Annotated in this window: 23 protein-coding genes and 1 pseudogene; 14 read left to right on the top strand and 10 right to left on the bottom strand. The window is 73.8% G+C overall.

What is annotated here, in order from left to right; all coding sequences use genetic code 11:
• Positions 1-48 precede the first annotated feature (48 nt).
• Together ABZS77_RS17620 and ABZS77_RS17625 are read left to right on the top strand one after the other, a co-directional pair.
• Positions 49-1,506 carry a PLP-dependent aminotransferase family protein gene (locus ABZS77_RS17620; RefSeq protein ID WP_354823713.1) on the top strand — a complete coding sequence of 486 codons (1,458 nt, stop codon included), beginning with the start codon at positions 49-51 and terminating at the stop codon, positions 1,504-1,506.
• An 86-nt stretch (positions 1,507-1,592) separates the two neighbouring features.
• Complete coding sequence (locus tag ABZS77_RS17625; protein WP_354823715.1) at positions 1,593-2,897, top strand: low temperature requirement protein A; 1,305 nt, start codon at positions 1,593-1,595, stop codon at positions 2,895-2,897.
• 45 nt (positions 2,898-2,942) lie between these two features.
• Here ABZS77_RS17625 and ABZS77_RS17630 read toward each other — a convergent pair whose 3' ends face one another.
• From ABZS77_RS17630 to ABZS77_RS17640, 3 genes are all read right to left on the bottom strand, one after another.
• A complete protein-coding gene (locus ABZS77_RS17630) occupies positions 2,943-4,769 on the bottom strand; it encodes a long-chain fatty acid--CoA ligase (protein ID WP_354823717.1) in 1,827 nt (608 codons plus the stop codon).
• A 139-nt stretch (positions 4,770-4,908) separates the two neighbouring features.
• Positions 4,909-5,784: a terpene synthase gene (locus tag ABZS77_RS17635; protein WP_354823719.1), complete on the bottom strand. Its 876-nt coding sequence runs from the start codon at positions 5,782-5,784 to the stop codon at positions 4,909-4,911.
• Between the two features lie 199 nt (positions 5,785-5,983).
• Complete coding sequence (locus ABZS77_RS17640; protein ID WP_354823721.1) at positions 5,984-6,613, bottom strand: TIGR03085 family metal-binding protein; 630 nt, start codon at positions 6,611-6,613, stop codon at positions 5,984-5,986.
• Between the two features lie 170 nt (positions 6,614-6,783).
• Here ABZS77_RS17640 and ABZS77_RS17645 point away from each other — a divergent pair, with 170 nt between their 5' ends.
• The 3 genes from ABZS77_RS17645 to ABZS77_RS17655 all read left to right on the top strand — a co-directional run bounded on the left by ABZS77_RS17645 (position 6,784) and on the right by ABZS77_RS17655 (position 11,346).
• A complete protein-coding gene (locus tag ABZS77_RS17645; protein ID WP_354823723.1) occupies positions 6,784-8,667 on the top strand; it encodes an ABC transporter ATP-binding protein in 1,884 nt (627 codons plus the stop codon).
• 56 nt (positions 8,668-8,723) lie between these two features.
• Entirely contained in the window at positions 8,724-10,511 is a 1,788-nt protein-coding gene (locus ABZS77_RS17650) for an ABC transporter ATP-binding protein (protein WP_354823725.1), read from the top strand.
• 85 nt (positions 10,512-10,596) lie between these two features.
• Positions 10,597-11,346, top strand: coding sequence for a DUF2470 domain-containing protein (locus ABZS77_RS17655; protein WP_354823727.1), 750 nt, complete (start codon positions 10,597-10,599; stop codon positions 11,344-11,346).
• 37 nt (positions 11,347-11,383) lie between these two features.
• Here the strand turns inward: ABZS77_RS17655 and ABZS77_RS17660 are convergent, their stop codons facing one another.
• The 4 genes from ABZS77_RS17660 to ABZS77_RS17675 all read right to left on the bottom strand — a co-directional run bounded on the left by ABZS77_RS17660 (position 11,384) and on the right by ABZS77_RS17675 (position 14,019).
• On the bottom strand, positions 11,384-11,791 hold the full coding sequence (locus tag ABZS77_RS17660) for a hypothetical protein (RefSeq protein WP_354823729.1): 408 nt from the start codon (positions 11,789-11,791) through the stop codon (positions 11,384-11,386).
• A 113-nt stretch (positions 11,792-11,904) separates the two neighbouring features.
• Positions 11,905-12,501, bottom strand: coding sequence for a TetR family transcriptional regulator (locus ABZS77_RS17665; RefSeq protein ID WP_354823731.1), 597 nt, complete (start codon positions 12,499-12,501; stop codon positions 11,905-11,907).
• A gap of 34 nt (positions 12,502-12,535) precedes the next feature.
• A complete protein-coding gene (locus ABZS77_RS17670) occupies positions 12,536-13,291 on the bottom strand; it encodes an ABC transporter permease (protein WP_354823733.1) in 756 nt (251 codons plus the stop codon).
• Positions 13,288-14,019 (bottom strand): ABC transporter ATP-binding protein, encoded by a 732-nt coding sequence (locus ABZS77_RS17675; protein ID WP_354823735.1) that lies wholly within the window; start codon positions 14,017-14,019, stop codon positions 13,288-13,290. Before ABZS77_RS17675 ends, ABZS77_RS17670 begins: the two co-directional genes overlap by 4 nt.
• A 596-nt stretch (positions 14,020-14,615) precedes the next feature.
• Here ABZS77_RS17675 and ABZS77_RS17680 point away from each other — a divergent pair.
• The 4 genes and pseudogenes from ABZS77_RS17680 to ABZS77_RS17695 all read left to right on the top strand — a co-directional run.
• A pseudogene (locus ABZS77_RS17680) lies at positions 14,616-14,900 on the top strand (phosphoribosyl-AMP cyclohydrolase); the annotation flags it as partial.
• Positions 14,901-15,068: 168 nt separating this feature from the next.
• The gene (gene hisI, locus ABZS77_RS17685) at positions 15,069-15,503 is read left to right on the top strand and encodes a phosphoribosyl-AMP cyclohydrolase (RefSeq protein WP_354823886.1); all 435 of its coding nucleotides are present in this window, start codon (positions 15,069-15,071) and stop codon (positions 15,501-15,503) included.
• Positions 15,500-17,053 carry an anthranilate synthase component I gene (locus ABZS77_RS17690; RefSeq protein ID WP_354823737.1) on the top strand — a complete coding sequence of 518 codons (1,554 nt, stop codon included), beginning with the start codon at positions 15,500-15,502 and terminating at the stop codon, positions 17,051-17,053. The genes hisI and ABZS77_RS17690 overlap by 4 nt, the downstream gene beginning before the upstream one ends.
• Positions 17,050-17,640: a Trp biosynthesis-associated membrane protein gene (locus ABZS77_RS17695; protein WP_354823739.1), complete on the top strand. Its 591-nt coding sequence runs from the start codon at positions 17,050-17,052 to the stop codon at positions 17,638-17,640. Before ABZS77_RS17690 ends, ABZS77_RS17695 begins: the two co-directional genes overlap by 4 nt.
• Before the next feature lie 28 nt (positions 17,641-17,668).
• Here the strand turns inward: ABZS77_RS17695 and ABZS77_RS17700 are convergent, their stop codons facing one another.
• Positions 17,669-17,938, bottom strand: a complete 270-nt coding sequence (locus tag ABZS77_RS17700; RefSeq protein WP_354823888.1) for a hypothetical protein — start codon at positions 17,936-17,938, stop codon at positions 17,669-17,671.
• 486 nt (positions 17,939-18,424) lie between these two features.
• On the opposite strand from ABZS77_RS17700, the gene trpC reads away from it, so the two are divergent.
• The 3 genes from trpC to trpA are packed head-to-tail and all read left to right on the top strand — an operon-like array spanning position 18,425 to position 21,310.
• Positions 18,425-19,228, top strand: coding sequence for an indole-3-glycerol phosphate synthase TrpC (gene trpC / locus ABZS77_RS17705; RefSeq protein WP_354823890.1), 804 nt, complete (start codon positions 18,425-18,427; stop codon positions 19,226-19,228).
• 38 nt (positions 19,229-19,266) lie between these two features.
• A complete protein-coding gene (gene trpB / locus ABZS77_RS17710) occupies positions 19,267-20,505 on the top strand; it encodes a tryptophan synthase subunit beta (RefSeq protein ID WP_354823741.1) in 1,239 nt (412 codons plus the stop codon).
• A 1-nt stretch (position 20,506) separates the two neighbouring features.
• Positions 20,507-21,310 (top strand): tryptophan synthase subunit alpha, encoded by an 804-nt coding sequence (gene trpA / locus ABZS77_RS17715; RefSeq protein ID WP_354823743.1) that lies wholly within the window; start codon positions 20,507-20,509, stop codon positions 21,308-21,310.
• A 162-nt stretch (positions 21,311-21,472) separates the two neighbouring features.
• Here the strand turns inward: trpA and ABZS77_RS17720 are convergent, their stop codons facing one another.
• Positions 21,473-22,045, bottom strand: coding sequence for an NUDIX domain-containing protein (locus ABZS77_RS17720; RefSeq protein WP_354823745.1), 573 nt, complete (start codon positions 22,043-22,045; stop codon positions 21,473-21,475).
• A 101-nt stretch (positions 22,046-22,146) separates the two neighbouring features.
• Here ABZS77_RS17720 and lgt point away from each other — a divergent pair, with 101 nt between their 5' ends.
• Together lgt and ABZS77_RS17730 are read left to right on the top strand one after the other, a co-directional pair.
• Complete coding sequence (lgt, locus tag ABZS77_RS17725) at positions 22,147-23,337, top strand: prolipoprotein diacylglyceryl transferase (RefSeq protein WP_354823747.1); 1,191 nt, start codon at positions 22,147-22,149, stop codon at positions 23,335-23,337.
• Between the two features lie 15 nt (positions 23,338-23,352).
• Entirely contained in the window at positions 23,353-24,540 is a 1,188-nt protein-coding gene (locus tag ABZS77_RS17730; protein ID WP_354823749.1) for an NAD(P)/FAD-dependent oxidoreductase, read from the top strand.
• Between the two features lie 13 nt (positions 24,541-24,553).
• Here the strand turns inward: ABZS77_RS17730 and ABZS77_RS17735 are convergent, their stop codons facing one another.
• Entirely contained in the window at positions 24,554-25,390 is an 837-nt protein-coding gene (locus tag ABZS77_RS17735) for a GNAT family N-acetyltransferase (RefSeq protein WP_354823892.1), read from the bottom strand.
• Positions 25,391-25,452: the final 62 nt, after the last annotated feature.

Genomic DNA, 25,452 nt, shown 5'->3' on the forward strand with positions numbered 1-25,452 from the left:
TAGGTGCCAATCCTCCCTGGGGAAGAAGCCAATATCCGAGGAGTGGCCATGACCGGTCAGGTACGCGGGAGCCAATTGGCCCGTCTGCTCGGGCAGTGGCATGCGCTGCCGGGCCGCAGGCGCAGCCCCGACTACGCCGCGCTCGCCGGCGCGGTGCGGGGACTGCTCGCCGACGGCCGGTTGCCGCTGGGCGTGCGCCTGCCGGCCGAACGGGAACTGGCCGAGGCCCTGCGGATCAGCCGGACCACGGTCACCGCCGCGTACCGGCAGCTGCGCGAGACCGGGCACCTGGCCAGCCGCCGCGGCGCCGGCAGCTGGACCATGCTGCCCGGCAACCACCGGGTGGCCAGCACCGGACTGTGGACCCCGCTGGACGACCGGGACATGATCGACCTCGGCGTCGCCGCGCTGTCCGCGCCCCCGCAGCTGCTCACGGCGGCCCGGGCCGCCACCGAGGACCTGCCGCGGTACCTGGGCGGCGCCGGCTACCACCCGACCGGCATCATCGAGCTGCGCGAGGCGGTGGCCGACGCGTACACGGCACGGGGGTTGCCGACCTCGGCCGACCAGATCATGGTGACCAGCGGCACCCAGCACGCGCTCGACCTGGTGCTGCGCCTCGCACTGGCCCCCGGCGGCAGCGTGCTTGTCGAGTCACCCACCTACCCCAACGCGCTGGCCGCGCTGGCCGGCCGTCGGGCCCGGATCACCACCCACGGTCTGGCCGCCGACACCGGTGGCTGGGAGGCCGACCTGCTGCTGGGCAGCCTCCGGCAGACCCGACCCAGGCTGGCCTACCTGATCCCGGAGTTCCAGAACCCGACCGGGCACCTGATGCCGGCCCCGCTGCGCGAACGGGTGGTGGCCGCCGCCCACGCCGCCGGAACCGACCTCATCGTCGACGAGTCCTTCGTCGACCTGCCGCTCGACGGCACCGAAATGCCACCGCCGATGGCCACCTTCGACCGGCACTCCCGGGTCGTCAGCATCGGCGGGATGAGCAAGGTGCACTGGGGTGGCCTGCGAATCGGCTGGGTCCGCGCCTCCGCGCCGCAGGTGCAGCGGCTGGCCGCCGTCCGGGTCGGCGTGGACATGGCCAGCCCGGTGCTGGACCAACTGGTCGCGGTGCGCCTGCTCGCCGACGCGCCAGCCATCGTCGCCGACCGGCGGATCCAACTCGCCGGGCAGCGCGACGCCCTGCTCGGCGCGCTGGCGCACCGGCTGCCGGACTGGCGCGTCACCGTGCCACGCGGCGGTGTGACGCTCTGGGCCGAGTTGGACGGCCCGGTCTCCAGCGCGCTGGCCCGCGCCGCCGAGGAGGTCGGCGTCCGGCTCGCCCCCGGCCCCCGGTTCGGCCTCGACGGCACCCTGGAGCGGTTCCTGCGGCTGCCGTTCACCCTGCCCGCCGCCGACCTGGTGGAGGCGGTCGAGCGGATCGCAGGCGTCCGCTACGACCTGGACCGGACCGGCCGGCAGCGGTGGCGGGAGCCGGCCGTCATCGCCTGAGCCCGCAGCGGCGGCGTGGTCGGGCACCGTCGACCCGTCTGCTCGGAACGCGCCTCCGCCCCGCTCACGACTGCCACAATCCCCTGGTGGGCGAGGACGTGGGGGCGCGCGGGGTGCAGCGGAGCGCTCCGGGCTCCAGGGCGACCCGCCTCGAGCTCTTCTACGACCTGATCTTCGTCTTCGCCTTCCTGAACGTCACCACCGCCACCGCCGCCGACCGGACCGCCCGCGGCCTGGTCCAGTGCCTGGTGGTGCTGGCGCTGCTCTGGTGGTGCTGGTCGGGTTTCGCCCTGCTGGGCAACCTGATCCGCACCGACCAGGGCATCGTCCCGCTTGTCGGATTCGTCACCATGGCCGCCGCCTTCGTACTGGCGTTGAGCCTGCCCAAGGCGTTCATCGACCGTCCCGGCGGGCTGCCCGGCCCGCTGGTCTTCGCGGCCGGATACTTCCTGGTCCGGGTCGCCGAGTCGTCGATCTTCGTGTGGCTGGGCCGCCGGGAGCGGGACGTGCGTCGGCGTCTCCGGATCCTCGCCGTGCCGGTGCTGCTGGCCACGTCACTCATCGTGGTGGCCGCCGTGGTGCCGCAGCGACTCTTCGACGGTACCGCCGAGGGGGTGCTCCGGCTGGCGCTCTGGGTCGCGGCCCTGGCCGTCGAGTACGGGGCCGGGTTGGCGCTGCGCGGCACCGGGTGGACGTTGCTCTCCGCCGGGCACTGGGCCGAGCGGCACGGCCAGATCGTCCTGGTCGCCCTCGGTGAGGCCATCATCGCGCTCGGGCTCGCCCCCGGCGGCAACGCCGTCCTGCCGCTGACCTGGCCGGTGCTGATCGCCGCGGTGCTCGGCGTCACGGTGGCCGCGTCGCTGTGGTGGGCGTACTTCGACACGTTGGCACTCGGCATGGAACAGGCGCTGCACCGCACCCGCGACCCGGACGCGCGCGCCGCCCTGGCCCGGGACGCCTACACCTACCTGCACCTGCCGGTCATCATCGGCGTCATCCTGTTCGCGCTCGGCCTCAAGGGGCTCATCCACGAGGGCGCCGACCCCAACACGCCGAGCTGGGGTGTGCCGCTGCCGGGGTTCGACCTGCTGTCGCTCTACGGCGGGGTCGCGCTCTATCTGTTCGCGCTCATCGTGCTCGGCCGGTGGCTGCTGGCCGCACCCCGCTGGCCCACGATCGGCGGGATCGTGCTGCTGCTCGCACTGGTGCCGCTGGTCAGTGCGCTGCCCGAGATGTTCGCGTTGACGCTGCTGGCCCTCGCCACGGCACTGGCCGTGGGCGCGCAGACGATCGTGGACACCCGACGCCGGCGGGGGGTCCGGCAGACGGCGCTGGAGGAGCAGCTCGCCGTGGAGGAGGAACAGACCCGGTGGCGGGGTCACCACCTGTGAGGGCCCCGTGCCGGCGGGGGCGCCGGACACGGGACCCTCGGCGGGTCACAGCTCGGCGAGGGTGCCGGAGTACATGTTGTCGATCTCGGAGGCGAAGTTGCTCTCCACCCCGCGCCGCTTGATCTTCAGCGAGGGGGTGATCTCGCCGTGCTCGATGGTCAGGTCGCGCGGCAGGATGGCCACCTTCTTGATCGTCTCCCACCGGTTGAGCTTGGCGTTGAGCTGGGCGACGTACTCCTCGACCATCGTCTGGGCCTCCGGCGACGCGACGATCTCGGCGTAGCCGCGCCCCTCCAACGGGCCGCCGGCCACCCAACCCTTGATCGCGTCCGGGTCGAGCGTGACGAGCATCGTGCAGTAGTTGCGGGCCTGACCGATGACGATCGCCTGCGAGGTGTACGGGCAGAGCGCCTTGAACATCCCCTCGATGTGCGACGGCGCGATGTACTTGCCGCCCGAGGTCTTGACCAGGTCCTTCTTGCGGTCGGTGATCCGCAGGTAGCCCTGGTCGTCGAGGGTGCCGATGTCACCGGTGCGGAAGAAGCCGTCCTCGGTGAACGCGGCGGCGGTGTCCTGCGGCAGGTTGTGGTAGCCGCGCATCACCGGCCGCCCACGGACCAGGATCTCCCCGTCGGTGTCGATGCGGCACTCCAGGTCGCCCATCGCCCGGCCCACCGTGCCGATCCGCAGCCCGGACGGCGGGTTGACGAAGTTGCCGGCGCTGGTCTCGGTGAGGCCGTAGCCCTCGGAGATCGGCAGGTTCGCGGCGGCGAAGAAGGTGGCGATCTCCGGGCTGAGCGGGGCGGCACCGGACACCAGCACCCGCATCCGGCCGCCCAGTCGGGCCTGGAGCTTGCTGAACACCAGCTTCTCGGCCAGCGCGTAGCGCAGCTTCAGCCCCGCCGGCACCGGCTTGCCGGCCTGCTCCAGCGCCACCTTCTCCTTGCCGACCCCGACGGCCCAGGCGAAGATCTTCGCCTTCGCGCCACCGGCGTCCTGCGCGGTGGTCACCGCCCGGTTGTAGACCTTCTCGAACACGCGGGGAGCGCCGCACATCAGCGTCGGCCGGATCACCGAGAGCAGGTCGACAAGCTTGTCCACCCGGCCGTCGACGTAGGTGGGCAGGCCGACGTGGGTGGCGCCGCAGAGCAGGGTCTTGCCGAACGAGTGCGACAGCGGCAGCCACAGGTACTGGAGGTCGTCGTTGCGCAGCAGCCCCACCTCGGCCTGTGCCACGGCCTCCCAGCACCAACCGCCGTGCAGCAGCTCGACGCCCTTCGGGCGGCCGGTGGTGCCGGAGGTGTAGATCAGGGTGGCCAGGTGGTCCGGACCGATCCCGGCCACGATCATGTCGATCAGGTCGGGCTCGGCGGCCAGCGCGCGGGCGCCGCGTTCCTCCAGCTCGGCGAGGGTGAGCTGGGGTACGGCGGCGGACGCGTCGGCGGCGCCGTCGATGAGCACGACGTGGGTGAGCGCGGGCAGGTCGGCTCCGGCGATCTTGGCGGCCTGGGCCTGGTTCTCCGCGAACAGGACCCGGGAGGCGGAGTCGGCGATGATGTACGTCGCGTCCGCCGGTTCGGTCGTCGGGTAGACGGTGGTGGTCGCCCCGCCCGCGCACATGATGCCGAAGTCGGCGATCACCCAGTCCAGGCGGGTGTTGGCGATGATCGCGACCGGATCCTCCAGGCCGATGCCCAGGCTGTGCAGGCCGGCGGCGACAGCCTTGGCGCGCTGGCCGACCTGCGCCCAGGTGAGCCAGACGGGACCCGAGTCGTCGGAGTTCGGGGACGCGAACGCGTGCTGGTCGGGGCTTGCCGCCACACGCTTGAGGAACATGTCCGGGATGGAACGGTACGGTACATCGAGAGCCATCGCTGTAGCCGCCTTCGGGGGTGGTGGCGTGACGGGGGTCACGTCGTAGGTGGTTACCGAAGAGTATTGCCTGTCACCGGGCATCGGCTAGCCCTGGTGATCGTTTGGACGTCCGCCGCCGCCGACCGGTGCGGCCGGATCAGGCGTACCGGTCGGCCGCGACTGACCAGTCGTAGGTGGCGCGGACCCAGTTACGGCGGGTCGCCACGGCCGGACCGAGCCCGTCGTCGCTGCCGGCCAGCAGCGCCTCCTCCACCGTCAGGTACGTCGCGAGCCCCTGGTTGAACCGGTCCGCCGCCGCCTGCAACGCATCCGCCTCGCCCGTGCCGCTCTCCTGCGCGAGCACCGTCACCAGGTTCTGCGCGTCCGGGTCCGCCTGGCTCTCCTTGCCGTACGAGAACAGGTCGTTGCACCAGCAGACGAGGTCCACCGCCAGCAGGTCCAGGGTGAGCAGCGAGGGGTCGACGCGTTGGGTCGGCCCGGGTGGCCGCGGCGACGCCAGGTCGGTCAGGGTGAGGCAGGGGTGCACGCCGCCGATGTGCCGGCGCAGTTGGACGTACTCCGACACCTCCGGCACGCGCCGGCGCTCCCGGTTGGTCGCCTCCCAGAGCAGCGCCAACAGGTACTCCCGGACCTGGCTGACGAACCGCAGCAGCAGTGCCGCGTGGCCGTGGAGCCGGATTCGCCGGCACAGATCGTGCAACGCGTCACCGAGCGGACCGACGGCGGGTGGTACGACGTCCGGGTCGCCACACCGGTCCAGCACGTCGAGCAGGGTGCTGATCGCCGGGCCGAGCCGGACCGGGTCGGCGCCCAGACCATCCTCGTCGCAGGCGTCGTCCATCACGAAGAGCCAACTGATCAGGTCAGTGAGCAGGCGTAAGCCGTCCACCGACCCGTCCGGGCAGGCGCGACCGGCCAGTCCGGCGGCGTCGGCCTGTTGCAGCCGGTGCACACGATGGCCGGAATCGACCAGCCCGAAAGCGCGTGCCCACTCGACGCTCTCGCTCGCCACCTGCTCCGTCGCTCCGTGGCGCCCCGTGGCGAACGGGGGCTCCCGCAGCGCTGAAATCGCGAAACTTCGCACAGTGCGCCCCCCACTTCGTGCCGCCCGGCGCGGAGCGGCGCGGTGAAGCGTACGGGAGCAGGCATCAGCGTACTTCGCTGGGTGTGCTGAATCCACACTGGACGTGTGACCGTTTAGGCTCAGAGGGTCACATGCCCAGGCTGGCGGCTCGCAGTCGGCTGGCGGCCTCGGTCGGGCCGTCGATCTGGACCCTCGCCACCCGCTGTCGGCCGGAGAGGAACAGCGCCAGCTCGGCCGGCGCGCCGACCAGCCGCAGCCGCTCGCCGCCACGGCCGACGGAGATCTCGCCGTGCCCGGGCGCCTGCACGTACAGGTCCGCGGGGAAGCGGCGCAGCGCGAGCCGGGCCATCGGCGCGGCACGCTTCCACAGGGCCGCCTGGAGGCCGGGCGCCAGGTCGCGGGGCTGCCAGCCGGGGCCGGCCCGCCGTACGTCCTCGTGGTGGATGAAGAACTCCATGGTGTTGGCCAGCTCGTCGGTCAGCGGGTTGCTGACCGGGCTCCACACCGGTGGACGGCGCACCTGCGCCACCAGTTCGTCGAACGGGCGGGCGGCGAGCTGGCGACGCACCCGTTCGGCGTACCCGCGCAGGGGCGGCAGCAGGATCCCGCCGGCCGCGTCCGGTCGGCGCTCGCGCAGCACCAGGTGCGCGGCGAGATCACGGGTGGCCCACCCCTCGTTGATCGTCGGCGCGTCGGGCCCGAGGGCCAGGAAGAGATCGGCGAGCGCCTGGCGTTCGGATCGGGCATACCGCGACATGGCCCGATCGTAGGCCCGCCCGCCCGCCGCCGCTCGCCGGCAGGGCGCGGCTCACCTCGCCGACCGCCCCCGCCGGCACGTGACTGTCGACATATCCACGCCGGCTCGGCGGTGCTGACCCGCAGCGGTAAGGATGAGGGAGATAATTGCGGCTTACGGCGGGGGAGAGCGTGGCGAGCAGGACAAGTCGGGACGTGCTGGTCCGAGGGCTACGGGTTCTCGGGCGGGCGGTCCGGGAACAGCCACGGATCTTCGCGGTGGCGGTGGTCGGCAGTGTGCTGTTCGGCGGAATGGTCATCGCCAGCGCGTACGTCGTCGGCGGTGTCGTCGGCGAGGTGGTGGTGCCGTCCATCGCCCGCGGCCAGGTGGGCGTCGGCACCCTGGCGCTGGCCGCGGCCGCGCTGTTCGGGATCAGCGTGCTGCGCGTGGTGGGCATCTTCGGTCGCCGGCTCGGCGCCGGCTACATGCAGTACCGCCTCCAGGCGGCCTACCGCCGCCGGGTCACCCGCCGCTACCTGGACCTGCCGGTGGCCTGGCACCAGCGCAACTCCACCGGCACGTTGCTGTCGAACGCCAACTCCGACGTGGAGGCGGCCTGGCAACCGATCGCGACGCTGCCGTTCGCCGTCGGCACCCTGGTCATGCTCGTCGGCGCGATCGTCTCGCTGTTCGCCACCGACTGGGCCCTCGCCATGGTCGGCCTCGCGGTGTTCCCGGCCCTGTTCGCGCTCAACGTGGTCTACTCCCGCCGGATGGCGCCCCGGCAGGCCCGGGCGCAGCGGCTGCGCGGCGAGGTCAGCGGCATCGCCCACGAGAGCTTCGACGGCGCCCTGGTGGTCAAGACGATGGGCCGCGAGGCGCAGGAGACGGCCCGGTTCGCCAGCCGGGCCGGCGAGCTGCGCGACTCACTGATCGCGGTCGGCCGGTTGCGCGGTGTCTTCGACCCGCTGCTGGAGGCGCTGCCCAGCCTCGGCACCCTCGCCGTGCTCGTGGTCGGGGCGTTCCGGCTGCGCCAGGGCGCGATCAGCGTCGCCGAGCTGGTGAGCGTGGCCTTCCTCTTCACCGTGCTGGCCTTCCCGGTGCGGGCCATCGGCTGGGTCCTGGCCGAGCTGCCGCGCAGCGTCGCCGGCTGGGACCGGGTGCGCCGCGTGCTCGACGCCACCGGCGAGATGCCGTACGGGCAGCGGGTGCTCGACCCGGCCGCCTCCGGCCCGGCCACCCTCACCTTCACCGACGTGCACTTCTCGTACCCGCCGGCCGAGGCGCACCAACCCGGCGCGCAGGTGCTCGGCGAGGTCGGCTTCACCGTGCCGGCCGGGCGGACGGTGGCCCTGGTCGGCCCGACCGGCGCCGGTAAGTCCACCATCGCCTCGCTGGCGGTACGCCTCGTCGACCCGGACTCCGGCACCGTCGAGCTGGACGGGGTGGACGTGCGGGAGCTGACCGCCGCGTCGCTGACCGGCACGGCGGCCCTCGTCGCGCAGGTGCCGTTCGTCTTCGACGACACGGTGCGCGCCAACATCGCCCTGGACCGGCCGGGCGTCGGCGACGAGGACGTCTGGGCGGCGCTGCGGCTGGCCGAGGCGGACGGGTTCGTCGCGGCCCTGCCCGACGGGCTGGACACCATGGTCGGCGAACGGGGCACCTCGCTCTCCGGCGGGCAGCGCCAGCGGCTCACCCTGGCCCGCGCGCTGGCCGGCCGACCGCGACTGCTGGTGCTGGACGACGCGACGAGCGCGGTCGACCCCCGGGTGGAGGCGGCCATCCTGGCCGGGCTGCGCTCGTCGGCTGGCGAACCGGGGGTGCCGGCCGCGTCGATCCTGGTCGTCGCGTACCGCCGGGCCACAATCGCGCTGGCTGACGAGGTCATCTACGTCGAGCACGGGCGGGTGGTGGCCCGGGGGACGCACACCGAGCTGCTGGCCACCGTGCCCGGCTACGCCGACCTGGTCACCGCGTACGAGCAGGCCGAGGTGGACCGCACGCAGGAACGCCCGTACGACGACGAGGTCGCGCCACTGCCGTCCGGCCTGGAACTCGAGGTGGACCGGTGAGCGCGAGGAGCGCGGCGGCGCGGAACCCCCGCAGCCGCGAACGAGAGGCCGGACCGGTGAGCACGAGCGTCAGGAACGACGAGCGGGACGAGCGCGAAGAGACGACCTGGCAGACCCTGCGCCGAGGCCTGGCGCTCTCGCCGGAGCTGCGGACCGGGCTGGCCGCCACGCTCGCCCTCGCGCTCGTCTACATGGTCGGCCGGGTGGCCGTACCGGTCGCCGTGCAGCAGGGCATCGACCGCGGCATCGTCGGCGGGCTGAACCTGGACGTGGTGTGGTCGGTGGTGGCGATCACCGCGGTGATCCTCACGGTCACCACGATCTGCGGCTACCTGATGATGCGCCGGCTGTTCACGGTCAGCGAGACGGCGCTGGCGAACGTGCGCACCCGGGCGTTCCGGCACGTGCACGACCTGTCGATGCTGCACCAGCAGTCGGAGCGGCGCGGATCGCTGGTCTCCCGGGTCACCAGCGACGTCGACCAGATCACCCAGTTCCTCCAGTGGGGCGGGGTGATCCTGGTGGTCAACATCGGTCAGCTGGTGGTCACCACCGCCGTCATGCTGGCGTACTCCTGGCAGTTGACTCTCGTGGTGCTGGCCGCGTTCCTGCCCGCGGTGCTCATCATCCGGCGGTTGCAACGCCGCCTCGGCGCGGCGTACGCGACGGTGCGTCAGCGCACCGGCACGCTGCTCGGCGCGATCGGTGAGAGTGTGGTCGCCGCGCCGGTCATCCGGGCGTACGGCATCGCGGGGCGCACCGCGCGGCGGTTGGACGACGCCATCGACAGTCAGCGGCTGGCGCAGCAGCGGGCGATCCGGGTCAGCATCCTGGGCAGTTCGGTCGGTGAGCTGGCCGCCGGGTTGGCGCTGGCCGGCGTGGTGGTGCTCGGTGTGACGCTCGGCGCGGACGGCACGTTGTCGATCGGCCAGCTGACCGCGTTCCTCTTCCTGGTGACGCTCTTCATCCAGCCGGTGCAGATCGCCACCGAGGTGCTCAACGAGGCGCAGAACGCGATCGCGGGCTGGCGTCGGGTGCTTGACGTGCTCGACGTCGCCCCGGACGTGGCCGACCCGGGGGAGCAGGGACGGGACCTGCCGGGCGGACCGCTCGACATCCGCTTCGCGGGGGTGCGGTTCGCGTACCCCGGTGGCCCGCCGGTGCTGCACGACATCGACCTGGAGATCCCGGCGAAGAGCCGGGTGGCGGTGGTCGGCGAGACCGGCAGCGGCAAGACCACGTTCGCCAAGCTGCTCACCCGACTGATGGACCCGTCGGCCGGGGCGGTGCTGCTGTCCGGGGTGCCGCTGTCGGAGGTCCGCTTCGACTCGCTGCGCTCCCGGGTGGTGATGGTGCCGCAGGACGGCTTCCTCTTCGACGCGACGGTGGGGGACAATGTCCGTTTCGCCCGGCCGGAGCTGACCGACGAGCAGCTCGCCGCCGCCTTCACCGAGCTGGGTCTGTCGGACTGGCTGGAGAGTCTCCCGGCGGGTCTGGACACGCCGGTCGGCGAGCGGGGTGAGGCGCTCAGCGTCGGGGAGCGGCAGCTCGTCGCGTTGGCGCGGGCGTACGTCGCCGACCCGGACCTGCTGGTCCTGGACGAGGCGACGAGCGCGGTGGACCCGGCGACGGAGGTGCGTCTGCAACGCACCCTGGACGCGGTCACCCGGGGCCGGACGACGCTCGCCATCGCGCACCGGCTCTCCACGGCGCAGGCCGCCGACGAGGTGATCGTGGTGGACCGGGGGCGGGTGGTGCAGCGCGGGCCGCACGACGAGCTGGTCCGTGAGGCGGACTCGGTCTACGGCCTGCTCTACGCCTCCTGGCTGGAGCAGACCCGGTAAACGATCGTCTCGATGTGGTGGACGTCTCCGGTCAGGTGCTCTAGGCTCCGGATTAGGTAAGCCTAACCTCAGAAGGAGTCGCGCCATGCGGCCCAACCCCGCCGAGATCGTTCGTACCCTCGTCGCCGGCCGCCTGCCCGGTCTCGTCCACCTCGCCCACCGGCCCGGCCCGCACCACGCCCGACACGTGACCGACCCGGACGGGCGGGTGCTGCTGCTGGTGCCGGTCGCCAGCCACCTGGCCGCCGCGCTGCAACCGCCGGCCGGCGGCAGCGACATCGCGGTGGTCCTCGACGTGCTCGACCTGCCGCCCGCCGCCGGAGCGCCCGCCCTGGGCCGGGCCTGGGTCTCCGGCTGGGCCGCCGAGCTGCGCGGCGACGAGGCCCGACGCGCGGCTGTCGACTTCGCCGCCGTCGACCCGACCGGTGACCTGCTCGACCTGGGCACCCGGTTCCGGCTGTACCGCTTCGAGGTGGTCGAGGTCCGCTGGGAACGCGCCGGCGCCGTGCGGCGGATCGACCCCGGGGAGTACGCCGAGGCGGAACCCGACCCGGTGCACCCGGTCGAGGCGCGCCTGCTGGCCGACCTCGCCGAACGCGACGCCCCCGAGATGACCGACTACCTGCGTCGGCAGCTCGGCCTGACCGGGCAGACGCCGGACGGGCCACCCCGGGTGGTGCGCATCGACAGGTACGGGCTGGTGGTGGCACTCGGCCGCGCCGGCGCCCGGCGTCGGGTCCGGCTCGCCTTCCCGTGCCCCGTGACCGATCCCGACGAGCTGGCCGGCCTGCTGCCGCCGCTGCGCCGCCTGACCGGGGCGCGACCGCCCTCCTGAGCCCTCACCGGCACCGGGCGGCCCGCCGTACGCGCCGTCAGCGGGACCGGTCGCGGGTCGCGCTCAGCGCCCACGCGACGAGCGCCGGCTGACCGAGCAGGCGCAGCGCCCGCTTGCGGTCGGTGTCCAGCCCGAAGCCGTCGCGGCGCTCGACGTACTGGGCGATGTTGCCGGGAAAGACCCCGACGAAGAAGCCGGCGACCGCCGTGCCGAGCAGCCGGCGGGCGGGCTGGCGCCACGTCGCCAGCAGCGCCGACCCCAGCACGATCTCGGCGACACCGGACACGACGACGACCTTGTCGACGTCGACCGGCAGCCAGGAGGGCACCTGTGCCCGGAACTCGCGCCGCTTCGTCGTCAGGTGACCTACGCCGGTGCTCAGCAGCACCGCGCCGAGGGACGCCTGCCCGATGGCCCGCAGCACGGGTTTCGGCGATTGGCTCATGGTGATGCTCCTGGGCTGTGTCGAGGACGGACCCCCCTACGATCTCCAACTCGGCGGCGTTCAACCCCGCGAACCGGCGAGCCGGCCCGTCCCGGGGCCGCCGCGCCTGCGGGCTAGGTCGACAGGGGGCCGGTGAGGTAGCGCTGCACGGTCGGGCCGACGGCCGCGACGAGCGTCTCCGCGTCCGCGGAGGCGACCGGCTCCAGCCGTACCACGTGCCGCATTATGGCAAGCCCGATCATCTGGGTGGCCACCAGCGAGCCGCGCAGCGGCAGCTGGGCCGGCTCGACGTCCAGCTGTTCGAGCACCCGGCGCAGCACCTGCGTCGTGACGAACTCGCGCAGCAGCCGCGCGGTCCACTCGTTGCTCACCGCCGAGCGCAGCAGCGCCACCCCGGCGCTGCCGGCCGGGGAGTCCCACACGCCGAGGAAGATGCGCACCATGCGCTCGCCGACGCCGTCCCGGTCGCCGGCGAGCACCTTCGGCACCAGCTGACCGGGGTCGGCCGGGAAGTTCATCGCGGCCAGGAAGAGCTGGTCCTTGCTGCCGAAGTAGTGGTGCACCAGCGCCGGATCGACCCCGGCCGTGCCGGCGATGGCGCGGATCGACGCGGCGTCGAAGCCACGCTCGGCGAACGTCGTCCGCGCCGCGTCGAGGATCGACTCCCGGGTGTCCGGGTTGCCGGGTCTCCGGCCCGTCCGCCGCGTCATCGCCGCCCTTCGTTCGTCCCGCCGAGGTCGCCGGTCAGCCGCTGCGCCGACGCAGGGTGGCCGCCGCGAGCACGAGCGCCAGCACCGCGGCGCCGAACACCACAGTCACGTCCCGCCACATCCGGCCGGTCGGCTCGGCGTTGGCGCCGACCTCCTGCAACGCCTCGACGGCGTACGACAGGGGGAAGGCGTCACTGAGCGCCTGGAGCCAGCCGGCCATCTGGTCGCGGGCCACGAACAGCCCGCACAGCAGCAGTTGGGGGATCACCACGACCGGCAGGAACTGTACTGCCTGGAACTCGGTGCGGGCGAAGGCGCTGCAGAACAACCCGAGGGCCACACCGAGCACCGCGTCGAGGACCGCGATCCCGATCACCAGAGCGCTGCTGCCGGCGGTGTCCAGGTCGAAGACCCAGTACGCGACCGCTGCGGCGACCGCCGCCTGCACCGCGGCGGCCAGCCCGAACGCGATGCCGTAGCCGAACAGCAGGTCCAGCTTGCCCAGCGGGGTCGTGAGCAGCCGCTCCAGGGTGCCGGAGGTGCGCTCCCGGAGCATGGCGATGCTGGTCACCAGGAACATGATCACGAAGGGGAAGATGCCGAGCATCACCAACGCGACCCGGTCGAACGTCGACGGCGCGCCCGGTGGGGTCGGCTGGTCGGCGTACATGAAGTAGACCAGGGTGAGCAGGACGGCGGGCACCGCCACGAGCAGCGCGATGGTGCGCCGGTCGTGCCGGAGCTGGCGCAGGATGCGCGAGGTGGTGGCGGCCAGGATGCGGGCGTTCACGAGGCACCTCCGGCGCGTGCCGCCCCGGCCCGGATCAGCCGCAGGAACGCCTCGTCGAGGTCGTCCACACCGGCGGCGGCGCGGATCGCGGCCGGGCTGTCGTCGGCGATCAGCCGGCCCTCCCGGATCAGCAGCAGGCGGTCGCAGCGGGCCGCCTCGTCCATCACGTGGCTGGACACCAGCAGGGTGGTGCCGGCCGCCGCCATGGCGTGGAACCGGGCCCACAGGTCGGCCCGCAGCACCGGGTCCTGACCGACGGTCGGCTCGTCGAGGATGACCAGCTCCGGGTCGCCGACCAGCGCGCAGGCCAGGGAGGCCCGGCTGCGCTGGCCGCCGGACAGGGTGGCGACCAGTTGGCCGGCCGCTCCGGCCAGCCCCACGTCGCTGACCGCCCGGTCGGCCTCGGCGCGCCCGCGCCCGTGCAGGGCCGCGAAGTAGCGGGCGTTCTCCCGCACGGTCAGGTCGGCGTAGACGCTCGGCGCCTGGGTCAGGTAACCCACCCGGTGCCGCAGGGCGGGGGCGCCGGCCGGCTGGTCCAGGACGGTGATCGTGCCGCCGGTGACCACCTGCACCCCGACGACCGCCCGCAGGAAGGTCGTCTTACCGCTGCCGCTGGGGCCGAGCAGCCCGGTGACGGCGCCCCGGGTGACCGTGCAGGTGATGCCGTCCAGCACCCGCCGCCCGCCCCGGTCGACGACCAGGTCACGGACGGCTATCGCGTCGCCCATCACGCACCTCCGGAAACTCAACGACTGATGAACTCAACGCTAGATGAGATTCCGCCTCCGGCGCAACTGTCGATGACCCGGAGACCTGGACGTCCCGTGGCGGTGAGTGCTACAACGGGCAACAGCCTCCGGACCGGACAGCAGGTCCGGCATCGGGCATTGCGCGCCGATCGGGCGTACGGCACGATGGCGCGGTGGGTCACGCTCCGTTACCGAACAGCGGTTTTCTCGAAGACTGGGCCGCGCGGCTGCGGCAGGCCGCCGAGCGCCCGGTCGTCGGCATCCTCCTGCGCGGCAGTCACGCCCGCCGGACAGCCACCGCACACAGCGATGTCGACCTCGACGTGCTGGTCGGCGGCGCCCCGTACGCCGCCCGACGCGCGTACCTGGCCGAATCCGCCGGCCGGCTGACCCACGTGTCGGTGGCCGCCCGGGACGTCCGCTCCTGGGTGCACCGGCTCGGCGAGCCCGCGGACTGGGCGTTCGGGCTGCCGGTCACCGCGCCGGCGCGGCTGCTCTGGGCCGACCCGCACTGGCGGCCCCGGATCGACCTGCCGGTGCTCTGCCAGCCGGCCGAACCGCCCCGGCTGGAGGAGATGATCGCCGCGCTGGGCAAGGCCGCCGCCGCGCGGGCCGCCGACGACCGGCTCGGCGTCCGACTCGCCGTCGCCGACCTGGCCCGGCTCTGCCCGTCGGTGCTGCGCCCGGCCAACCCGTCGGTGCGGGTGTTCTCCCGCCGGGCGGCCTTCGCGGCCGCCCTGGAACTGCCGGTCGCCCCGCCCGGCTACCGCGAGGACATGCTGCTCTGCCTCGGGCTGCGCCCCGGCTCGACCGGGCAGCTCTGGGCCGCCGCCGTGCGGCTGGTCACCGGCACGCTGCCGCTGGTCCGCCCGTACGCCGAGGAGATCGCCGAGACCGCCGGCACCGACCTGGCCGACGCCCTGGTCGACGGGCGGCTGGAGCGCTACGTCGCCCAACTGGCCCGGCCCGCCGGCCCCCGGCGGGAGCGGTCGCCGGTCCCCGCCCCGCGTGCGGGACAATGGGTCACTGTGCCCGTACCTGACTCGCCGGTAACCGGCGTCCCCAGCGATCCGAGCGGCCCGGACGCGTCCTCGCCGGCCCGTCCCTCCCGGCTCGACCCGGCCATCGCGGCCCGGCTGCGTCGCACCGCCGACGGCCTGGTCGCCGCCGTGGTCCGCGCGCACGACTCCGGTGAGGTGCTGATGGTCGCCTGGATGGACGACGAGGCGCTGCACCGCACCCTCACCACCGGCCGGGCCACCTACTGGTCGCGCAGCCGCCGCGAGTACTGGGTCAAGGGCGCCACCTCCGGGCACCACCAGTACGTCCGCTCGGTCGCCCTGGACTGCGACGGCGACGCGCTGCTGGTCAGCGTGGACCAGGTCGGCGCCGCCTGCCACACCGGGCACCGGACGTGCTTCTTCACCGAGCTGCCGGTGACGGGGACGGGGGCCGACACATGACGGACGGCGCGGTGAGCCCCGACCTGGCCACCTTCACCGAGCTGGCCGCCCGCTGGCGGGTGGTGCCGGTCACCCGGCGGTTGCTGGCCGACGCGGAGACCCCGGTGGGGGTGTACCGCAAGCTGGCCGGCGGGCCCGGCACGTTCCTGCTGGAGTCGGCCGAACAGGGCGTCGGCTCGGCCGGCATGGCCTGGTCGCGGTACTCGTTCATCGGCGTGCGCAGCAGCGCCACGCTCGTCGAGCGCGGCGGTGTGGCGTCGTGGCTCGGTCAGCCGCCGGCGGGGCTGCCCACCGAAGGCGACCCGGTGCGGATGCTCCGGGAGACCGTCGCGGCGCTCGCCGGCCCGGTCGCCGACCCCGCCGACGGGCTGCCGCCGCTGACCGGGGGCATGGTCGGCTACCTCGGCTACGACCTGGTGCGCCGCTTCGAGCGGCTGCCCGAGCTGGTCGAGGACGACCTGGGTGTACCGGAGCTGGGCATGATGCTCGCCACCGACCTGGTGGTGCTCGACCACTACGACGGCTCGGCGATCCTGGTCGCCAACGCGCTGCTGCCGCCGCTGGACGCCCCGGACCGCGAGGCGCAGGTCACCGCCGCGTACCACCACGCGGTGGGCCGGCTCGACGCGATGACCACCGCGCTGTCCCGGCCCATCCCGCCGATGATCTCCACGGTCGAGCGTCCGCCGGCCGGCGAGGTGTCCTGCCGTACGCCCGACGGTGGCTACCCGAAGGCGGTGGAGGCGGCCAAGGAGGCGATCCGGGCCGGCGAGTGCTTCCAGATCGTGCTGTCGCAGCGTTTCGAACGGTCCACCCACGCCGATCCGCTCGACGTCTACCGGGTGCTGCGCACCAGCAACCCCAGCCCGTACATGTACCTGCTGCGCTTCGACGGCTTCGACATCGTCGGCTCGTCGCCGGAGGCGCACCTCAAGGTCACCGCGGGCGCGGACGGTCAGCGCCGGGCCCTGCTGCACCCGATCGCCGGCACCCGGCCCCGCGGCGGCACCCCGGCCGCCGACGCGGCGCTCGCCGCCGAGCTGCTCGCCGACCCGAAGGAACGGGCCGAGCACGTGATGCTCGTCGACCTGGGCCGTAACGACCTGGGCCGGGTGTGCCGGCCGGGCAGCGTCGAGGTGCCCGAGTTCGCGACCATCGAGCGGTACAGCCACGTGATGCACATCGTCTCCACGGTGACCGGCACGCTGCGTGACGACCAGAACGCGTTCGACGCGCTCGCCGCGACCTTCCCGGCCGGCACCCTCTCCGGTGCCCCGAAGGTGCGGGCGATGGAGATCATCGAGGAGTTGGAGCCGGTACGCCGTGGTGTGTACGGCGGCACCGTCGGCTACGTCGGCTTCGGTGGTGACCTGGACATGGCGATCGCCATCCGGACCGCGCTGATCCGCGACGGCCGCGCCTACGTACAGGCCGGCGCGGGCGTGGTCGCCGACTCGGACCCGGCCGCCGAGGACCAGGAGACCCGGAACAAGGCAGCCGCCGTGCTGGCGGCGATCGCCGCCGCGGAGACGTTGCGGCCGGCCCGATGAGCGCGGACGGTGGCGGGCGGTCCGGGGCAGGGCGGCGCGAGCTGACGTACGCCGTGCTGCTCTGTCTGGCCGGCGCGGGTCTGGCGCTGTGGGCGGCGACCCGGAGCTGGTCGCTGGAGCTGACCGAGCGTGCGGCGCCGCTGCCGCCCGTGCGGGAAGCCCGCAGCGGCGCGGCCCTGCTGCCCTGGCTTCCGGCGCTGGCCCTGGTGACGCTGGCCGGCGGCGGCGCGTTGCTGGCGACCCGGGGCCGGGTGCGGCGTCTGCTCGGCGGGCTGCTCGGTGTGCTCGGGTTGGCCGTGGCGGCCGGAGGCGGGTACGGCCTGGTCGCCGACCTCGACGCGGAGGTGAGCCGGCAGTGGCCCGCTCTCTGCCTGCTCGGCGGCCTGCTCGCGGCCGCCGGCGGGGGGTGGACGGCGCTGCGCGGCGGTGGCTGGCCGGCGATGGGCGCGCGGTACGAACGGCCGTCACGGACGGTAGCGGACAGCGCGCCGGCCGGGCCGGCGGCCTCGTCCGCGCCGATGGCCGGTCGTCGGACCACCGAGGCGTGGGACGCGCTGGACCGGGGCGAGGACCCGACAGCCGGCTGAGGCCGCCGCCGCCCGTCGCCGGACGGGGTCAGCCGACCGGCTGACGCTCCCGCTGCGCCCGGCGGGCGGCGGCTCGCGCGGCGGTCAGCTCGGCCACCAGGCGGTCCAGTTCGGCGCGCTTGTCGGCGCGGGCCCGGTCCGCGCAGACCGCCTCCCAGGCGTTTCCGCGAGCGGTGCGCATCCGGCCCTCGCCGACGACGGCCCGTTCCAGCGTGTGCACGACGCCGACCGCGAGCGACGCCACGGTCCGCGAGATGGTGGTCAGCCCGATGCTCGGGGTCGGCTCGGCAATGTTCACGGTCACCTCGCACGAGGAGTTGACGACGGTCGGGGCAGGCGCGTCATCGAGTCTGCCCGAGGACGATGCTGACCGGCTGACGTTTCGCCGGGGTGACCGCCCGGTCAACTGTCCCGTCCCGGCCCCGACCAGGGATGGGCCGTTAGGCCTTGAGCTTGCTCACAGAATCGACTGAGGTCGTTGCCGCCGAGCGGCGGACCGGGGTCGGTGGCATGATCGGTGGATCGGCCCGGCCCGGACGCGAGCGCCGAGCGCCGCCGTGTGACGACGATCGATGGCGGAGGTGGCGCTGCGTGACATCCCGTTCACGGCAGGTCGGCCATTATGCCGCAGGCCTTTTCGTGAGCAGCGCCATACCCCCGGCGTCCGGCGTCGGTCCTCTGCCCCTAGCATCGGCCCATGACACCCGGAGAGGGGAGTCCGTTGGTGACTGCTGAGCATGCGCACGCGGAGGGGGACGACGCCGGTCAGGCAGCGTCCGTAAGCGTGCTCGACGAGATCCTGGCCGGCGTCCGCGAGGACGTCGCCCGACGCCAGGAGCAGGTTCCGCTGGAGCGGATCCGTGAGCTGGCCGCGGCGGCACCGCCGCCGCTGGACGCGTACGCCGCCCTGCGCAAGCCGGGCGTCGCGGTGATCGCCGAGGTGAAGCGCTCGTCGCCGTCCAAGGGCCGGCTGGCCGAGATCGCCGACCCGGCCGACCTCGCCGTCGACTACGCGGCCGGTGGCGCCCGTGCGATCAGCGTGCTGACCGAGGGGCGCTGGTTCGGCGGTTCGCTCGACGACCTGGCGGCCGTCCGGGCGGCGGTCACCGTGCCGGTGCTGCGCAAGGACTTCGTGGTCTCCAGTTACCAGATCCACGAGGCCCGCGCGCACGGCGCCGACCTGGTCCTGCTGATCGTCGCCGCCCTCGAGCAGAACGTGCTGATGGGCCTGCTGGAGCGGATCGAGTCGCTGGGCATGACCGCCCTCGTCGAGGTCCACGACGAGGAGGAGGCCGACCGGGCCCTGGAGGCCGGCGCGCGGGTGATCGGGGTCAACGCCCGTGACCTGCGTACCCTTGAGGTCGACCGGTCGGTGTTCGAGCGGATCGCGCCCGGCCTGCCCAGCAGCGTCGTCAAGATCGCGGAGTCGGGCGTCCGTGGCCCGCACGACCTGATCCGGTACGCCTCGGCGGGCGCCGACGCGGTCCTGGTCGGCGAGGGCCTGGTCACCCAGAAGAGCCCCCGCGAGGCGGTCGCCGAACTGGTGAACGCCGGCAACCACCCGGCGACGCCCCGGCCGGTGCGCTGACCCCGCGCCGGTGTGACGCCCCACCGAGAGGATTTCCGATGAGCGCCGACGCGCTGGCCCCGGTGGCCGGCCCGCAGCCCGACTCCGCCGGCCACTTCGGCCGCTTCGGCGGTCGGTTCGTTCCCGAGGCCCTGGTGGCCGCGCTGGACGAGCTCGACGGGGCGTGGCGTACGGCGATCGCGGACGAGTCCTTCCAGGCCGAGTTCGCCGCGTTGCTGCGTGACTACGCGGGTACGCCGTCGCTGCTCTACGAGGCCCGTCGGTTCTCCGCGAAGGTCGGCGCCCGGGTGCTGCTCAAGCGGGAGGATCTCAACCACACCGGCGCGCACAAGGTGCGCAACGTCCTCGGCCAGGCGCTGCTCACCAAGCGGATGGGCAAGACCCGGGTGATCGCCGAGACCGGCGCCGGCCAGCACGGTGTGGCCACCGCGACCGCAGCCGCCCTGTTCGACCTCGAGTGCGTGGTCTACATGGGCCAGGTCGACACCGAGCGGCAGGCCCTCAACGTGGCCCGGATGCGGATGCTCGGCGCCACGGTCGTACCGGTCACCAACGGCTCGCGCACCCTCAAGGACGCGATGAACGAGGCGATGCGCGACTGGGTGGCGAACGTCGACGAGACGCACTACCTGATCGGCACCGCCGCGGGGCCGCACCCGTTCCCGGCGATGGTGCGGGACTTCGTGCGGGGCATCGGTGACGAGGCCCGCCAGCAGTGCCTCGACCTGACCGGCGGGCTGCCGGACGCGGTCACCGCCTGCGTCGGTGGCGGCTCCAACGCGCTCGGCATCTTCCACGCGTTCGTTCCCGACGAGTCCGTGCGGCTGTACGGCTTCGAGGCCGGCGGCGACGGCGTGACCACCACCCGGCACGCGGCCAGCATCACCGGTGGGTCGGCCGGCGTGCTGCACGGTGCTCGCACCTACGTGCTCCAGGACGCCGACGGGCAGACGCTGGAGTCGCACTCGATCTCCGCCGGCCTGGACTACCCGGGCGTCGGGCCGGAGCACGCCTGGCTGCACGACAGCGGCCGGGCCACCTACCTGCCGGTCACCGACGACGAGGCGATGGCCGCGTTCGAGCTGCTCTGCCGCACCGAGGGGATCATCCCGGCGATCGAGAGCGCGCACGCGCTCGCCGGCACCCTCACGTTGGCCCCGAAGCTCGCCGCCGAGCTGGGCCGGGAGCCCACCATCGTGGTCAACCTCTCCGGGCGGGGCGACAAGGACGTGCACACCGCCGGGGACTACTTCGGCATCCTCGACAAGGAGCGGTGAGATGAGCCGGATCGGGGTGGCCTTCGACAAGGCCCGGGCCGACGGACGCGCGTTGCTGGTCGGCTGCATGCCTGCCGGGTTCCCCACTGTCGAGGGCAGCATCGCGGCGATGACCGCGATGGTCGAGGCCGGCGTGGACGTCATCGAGGTCGAGATCCCGTACTCGGACCCGGTGATGGACGGCCCGGTCATCCAGAAGGCCAGTGACATCGCGCTGGCCGGGGGCGTACGCACCGCGGACACGATGCGCGTCATCGAGGCGGTGGCGGCCACCGGCGCCCCGGTGGTCACCATGACCTACTGGAACCCGGTCGAGCGGTACGGCGTGGACGTGTTCGCCCGTGACCTCGCGTCCGCCGGCGGCACCGGTCTGATCACCCCCGACCTCATCCCGGACGAGGCCGACGAGTGGCTGGCCGCCTCGGACGCGCACGGGCTGGACCGCACGTTCCTGGTCTCCCCGTCGTCCACCGACGCCCGCCTGGCGATGACGGTGCGGCACTGCCGTGGCTTCGTGTACGCGACCGCGGTGATGGGGGTGACCGGTGCGCGGACGAACACCTCCGACGCCGCCCCGACGCTCGTCTCCCGGACCCGCGCGGTCACCGACCTGCCGGTCGGCGTCGGCCTGGGTGTGGGCACCGGGGCGCAGGCCGGCACCGTGGCCGGGTACGCCGACGGCGTGATCGTGGGCAGCGCCCTGGTCCGCTGTGTGCTCGACGCGTCGTCCGAGGCCGAGGGGCTGGCGGCGTTGCGCACGCTCAGCGCCGAGCTGGCCGAGGGCGTCCGCAACCCGGTCCGCTGAGCCGTTCTCCGCTCAGCTCGGCCCTTCAACGGGAGTCGCTCTGGTGAGCGGTATACCTGTGAGTCATATTTATGACCCACAGGTATACCGCTGAACTGGATGCGGCCTGGCGGTGCGGCGCGCCGCTACCGACGGCGGGATCGTCGGGTGGGCGCGGTGCCGTCAGGGGCGCAGGGACGGATCCACCACCTCGCCGCGTTGCTCCGGTGGCTGCCCGACTCCGGACCACCCCTCGCCGGCGGCGCGGGCCGCTGGCGGCGGCGCGACGTCGACGGGGCCGGGTGCCCAGGGGACATCGCGCAGGACACCGGAGCGGCCGGCCGACGCGTCGTCGACGGCGGCCCGGGTGAGCGGGGTGACCGCCTCGGGCAGCGCGGTGGGCGGATGCCAGGAGAGCCGGCAACCAGGTGGCGGGTCGGCGGCGGGTCGGACACCCGCCACCCGCGCCCGGAACACGTGCACCAGGACGTCCGGCAGCGGCCCGGCCCGACCCGCCGGCGTGGTCGCCGTGCCCGGCGCGGCAAGGTGGTAGACCCCGACCAGGTCGTCCAGCTCGATCTCCCAGCCGGTCTCGGCGCGGATGTCGCGCAGCGCCGCCCGTACCGGGCTCTCCGCCGGCCGCAGGCGCCCACCGGGCAACGCGTACCGTCGCTCGCCCCGGCCCTGGCGGCAGAGCAGCACCCGTCCGGTGTCGTCGGTGACGACCGCGGCGACCGCCCAGGTGAGCGCGCTCATGGACAAAGAGCCTACGGCGGCGCAAACCAGAAGTCATCGGGAACTCGGCAGGGCGGCCCGGGGTGCCGCTTCGGGGGTGCGCAGCGGTAGCGTGTGCACCCGTGACCTACGCCTCGCTGTCCCCCCAGGCGGCCCTGCCCAGTCCCAGCACCGCTGTCTGGCAGCTCGGGCCGGTCCCGATCCGGGCGTACGCGCTGTGCATCATCGCCGGCATCGTGCTGGCCTGCTGGGTGACCGAGCGGCGGCTGCGTCAGCGCGGCGTCGCACCCGGCGCGGTGCTCGACATCGCCGTCTGGGCGGTGCCCGCCGGCATCATCGGCGCCCGGATCTACCACGTGATCACCTCGCCGGAGAAGTACTTCGGCGCGGGCGGCGACCCGATGAAGGCGTTCGCCATCTGGGAGGGTGGTCTCGGCATCTGGGGCGCGGTCGCCGGTGGCGCGGTCGGCGCCTTCATCGCGGCGCGGCAGCTCGGTATCCCGTTCGGTGTGGTGGCGGACGCGCTGGCCCCGGGGTTGCCGCTGGCGCAGGCGGTCGGCCGGATCGGCAACTGGTTCAACAACGAGCTGTTCGGCGGCCGGACCACCCTGCCGTGGGGTCTGGAGATCCACCGGATGGACCCGGACAATCCCGGGCACGCCCTGCGTGACGACGCCGGTCAGCCGATCCTCGAACCGGGCCTCTACCAACCGACCTTCCTGTACGAGGCGCTGTGGAACCTCGGCGTGGTCGCGCTGGTCCTCGTCCTCGACCGCCGGCTGAAGCTCGGCCGTGGCCGGGCGTTCGCCCTGTACGTGATGGGCTACACCGTCGGCCGGTTCTGGATCGAGCTGATGCGCACCGACGAGGCGAACCAGATCCTCGGCGTACGCCTCAACGTCTGGACCGCGTCCCTGGTCTTCCTCGGCGCGTTGATCTACTTCGTCCGGGTGCGCGGCCCCCAGGAGTTCCTGATCCCGCTCGGCGCGGCGGCGACGCCGACGCCGACGAGCACCTCCGACCTGTCCCAGGTCGACCTCTCCGCGCGGGAGGCGTCGGCGCGGACCGCCGCCCCGGAGGGCTACCGGGTGGTCAGCGAGGAGCAGTACGACGCCTGGCGGGACACCGGCGTCCCGCCGGCCGAACCCGCCGGTGACGACGACCGACCGGCCGACGACCGACCGGCCGGCGACGGATCGGTCGACGCGGCCGACGACGCCCCGACCGGCGACCGGCCGGCGGACGGCACGCCGCAGACCCGCGACGACCGGGCCGACGCCACAGGCGTGCGTCCCGTCGACCGGGACAGCTGAGCGGGGGCGGCACCGATGCGAAGCGCGGTGGTGGTCGGCGCCGGAGTCGGTGGCCTCGCGGTCACCAGCGCACTGGCACGCTCCGGCTGGCAGGTCACGCTGCTGGAGCGGGCCGAGCGGGTACGCCCCGAGCCGACCGCCGTGGTGCTGTGGCCCAACGGCGTACGCGCCCTGCAGGCACTCGGCCTCGGTGCCGGCCTGGCCGCCATCGCCACCCCGCTGCCCGACGGCGGGGTCCGCCGGCCGGACGGGCACTGGCTGGTGCAGCCCCGCCCCGTCCCCGCCGACCGGATGCCGGTGGTGGTGCACCGCGAGGATCTGCACGACACGCTGATCGCCGGGCTCGGCGACCGGGTGGAGCTGCGCACCGGGGTGACCGTGCGACACGTCCGGGTCGAGCCAGGCCAGCGACCGGCGGTCAGCGACGGCCGGCACACCATCGAGGCCGACCTGGTGGTCGCCGCCGACGGCACGGACAGCGGCATCCGCCGCCAGCTCGCCCCCGAGTCCGGGGTGGTCAGCTCCGGCTGCGCCGCCTGGCGGGCCGTCATCCCCTGGTACCGGGCACCCCGGCTGCCCGCCGACCAGCCGGTCGCCGGTGAGGTCCTCGGCGCGGGCTACCGGTTCGTGGCCGCCTCGCTGGGCGAACGCGGCTCGTCCGGGGGATCCAGCCGGGGCGGCATCTACTGGGTGGCCACCGCCGCCGGAGCGCCCCGCCCGGAACCACCCGAGACGCAGTTGGCGCTGCTGCGCCGCTGGTACGCGGGCTGGCCGGAGCCGATCGGCGCGCTGCTCGACGCCACCGACCCCAGCGACCTGGTGCAGCAGGAGGTCCGCGAGCTGCGCCCGCTGCCCCGCGCGTACGGCTTCGGTGTCGGGCCGGGTGGTGTGGTGCTGCTCGGTGACGCGGCGCACGCCATGCCGCCGCACCTCGGGCAGGGCGCCTGCCTCGCCTTCGAGGACGCCGCCACGCTCGCCTCCCTGCTGCGCGAGGCCCGGCTGCCCGACGCCGTGCAGGCGTACGACCGGGTGCGCCGACCGCGGGCGGCGAACGTGGTCCGGCAGACGCGACGCATGTCGGCGGTGCTCCAGACCCGCGGCCGGCTGGCGTTGCGTGCCCGCGACGCCGCCCTCGGCACGATCAACTCGCGGCTGCTCTCCAGCGCGGCGGCCTCGGCCGCCGGGTGGCGTCCGCCGGCGTGACCCGCGCTCCGGGTCAGCCGATCAGGGCGGCGGGCTCGGCGATGCAGGCGGTGCCGACGCGGCGGAAGCCGACCCGCAGGTAGACGCGGGCGATCTCGTCGCTGCCTGCGGAGAGGAAGACCAGGTCGGTGCCGGCGGTGAGCAGTTCCCGGGCGAGGGTGGCGGTGAGCGCGGCACCCAGGCCCCGCCGTCGGGCGGCCGGGAGGGTCGCCACGCCGGCGATCTCCGCGACGTCGTCGACCCGCATGGCCATCCCGCTGGCCAGGGCGCCCTCGGTGACCGTGCAGGCCAGCGCCGAGATCCGTCGGCCGTCGGCGATGCGGACCCGTTCCTCCTCCAGCGCGGCCAGCTCCAACCCGGTGACGGCGGCGTCTCGTTCGGCCGGGCCGGCCTCGCCGCGCGCGGTGCCGGCGGCGGCGAACGCCACGGCCGCGACTGCCCGGCGGGCGGCCACGTCGGCGGCGAAGTCGGGCGAGTCCGCCGCCACCACCCGCACCGGTACGTCGGAGAGCGTCGCCGGGTCGGGCAGCGCGGCCGGGTCGAGCACCATCAGTGGCGCCTCCAGCACGTTCAGCCCCGCCGAGCGGGCCACCGCGAGGAGTTGCGGCGTGGTCTCGTGCACCCATTCGAAGGCCTCGGGCAGGCCCAGTTCCCGTTGCCGTTCGCGTACGGCTGTCACGTCGGCGAGCGACGGCGGTTCGGTGGCGTCGAGGCGGGGCCGGGCGTAGAACGGCCAACCGGCGCCTTCGCGGACGAACAGCACCAGAGCGCCATGTTCCTCGGCAGCGGCGACGTCGCGGGGCACCGCGTCGTAGAAGCGTTCCAACCGGTCGAAGACGTCCTGATGCAGCGGATCCACCGCGCGAGACTACACGTCCCAGACTCTGGAAGGTGTGATCAATCTTGAGTGGC

Origin of the sequence: Micromonospora sp. NPDC005298 (assembly GCF_040607375.1) — a bacterium.
Classification (GTDB): domain Bacteria; phylum Actinomycetota; class Actinomycetes; order Mycobacteriales; family Micromonosporaceae; genus Micromonospora.

Bases quoted from the DNA above. Each gene is read 5' to 3' on its own strand.
- ABZS77_RS17620 (WP_354823713.1), top strand. From the start codon at position 49: ATGACCGGTCAGGTACGCGGGAGCCAATTGGCCCGTCTGCTCGGGCAG.
- ABZS77_RS17630 (WP_354823717.1), bottom strand. From the start codon at position 4,769: ATGGCTCTCGATGTACCGTACCGTTCCATCCCGGACATGTTCCTCAAG.
- ABZS77_RS17640 (WP_354823721.1), bottom strand. From the start codon at position 6,613: ATGTCGCGGTATGCCCGATCCGAACGCCAGGCGCTCGCCGATCTCTTC.
- ABZS77_RS17655 (WP_354823727.1), top strand. From the start codon at position 10,597: ATGCGGCCCAACCCCGCCGAGATCGTTCGTACCCTCGTCGCCGGCCGC.
- ABZS77_RS17660 (WP_354823729.1), bottom strand. From the start codon at position 11,791: ATGAGCCAATCGCCGAAACCCGTGCTGCGGGCCATCGGGCAGGCGTCC.
- ABZS77_RS17665 (WP_354823731.1), bottom strand. From the start codon at position 12,501: ATGACGCGGCGGACGGGCCGGAGACCCGGCAACCCGGACACCCGGGAG.
- ABZS77_RS17675 (WP_354823735.1), bottom strand. From the start codon at position 14,019: ATGGGCGACGCGATAGCCGTCCGTGACCTGGTCGTCGACCGGGGCGGG.
- ABZS77_RS17690 (WP_354823737.1), top strand. From the start codon at position 15,500: ATGACGGACGGCGCGGTGAGCCCCGACCTGGCCACCTTCACCGAGCTG.
- ABZS77_RS17695 (WP_354823739.1), top strand. From the start codon at position 17,050: ATGAGCGCGGACGGTGGCGGGCGGTCCGGGGCAGGGCGGCGCGAGCTG.
- trpB (WP_354823741.1), top strand. From the start codon at position 19,267: ATGAGCGCCGACGCGCTGGCCCCGGTGGCCGGCCCGCAGCCCGACTCC.
- trpA (WP_354823743.1), top strand. From the start codon at position 20,507: ATGAGCCGGATCGGGGTGGCCTTCGACAAGGCCCGGGCCGACGGACGC.
- ABZS77_RS17720 (WP_354823745.1), bottom strand. From the start codon at position 22,045: ATGAGCGCGCTCACCTGGGCGGTCGCCGCGGTCGTCACCGACGACACC.
- ABZS77_RS17730 (WP_354823749.1), top strand. From the start codon at position 23,353: ATGCGAAGCGCGGTGGTGGTCGGCGCCGGAGTCGGTGGCCTCGCGGTC.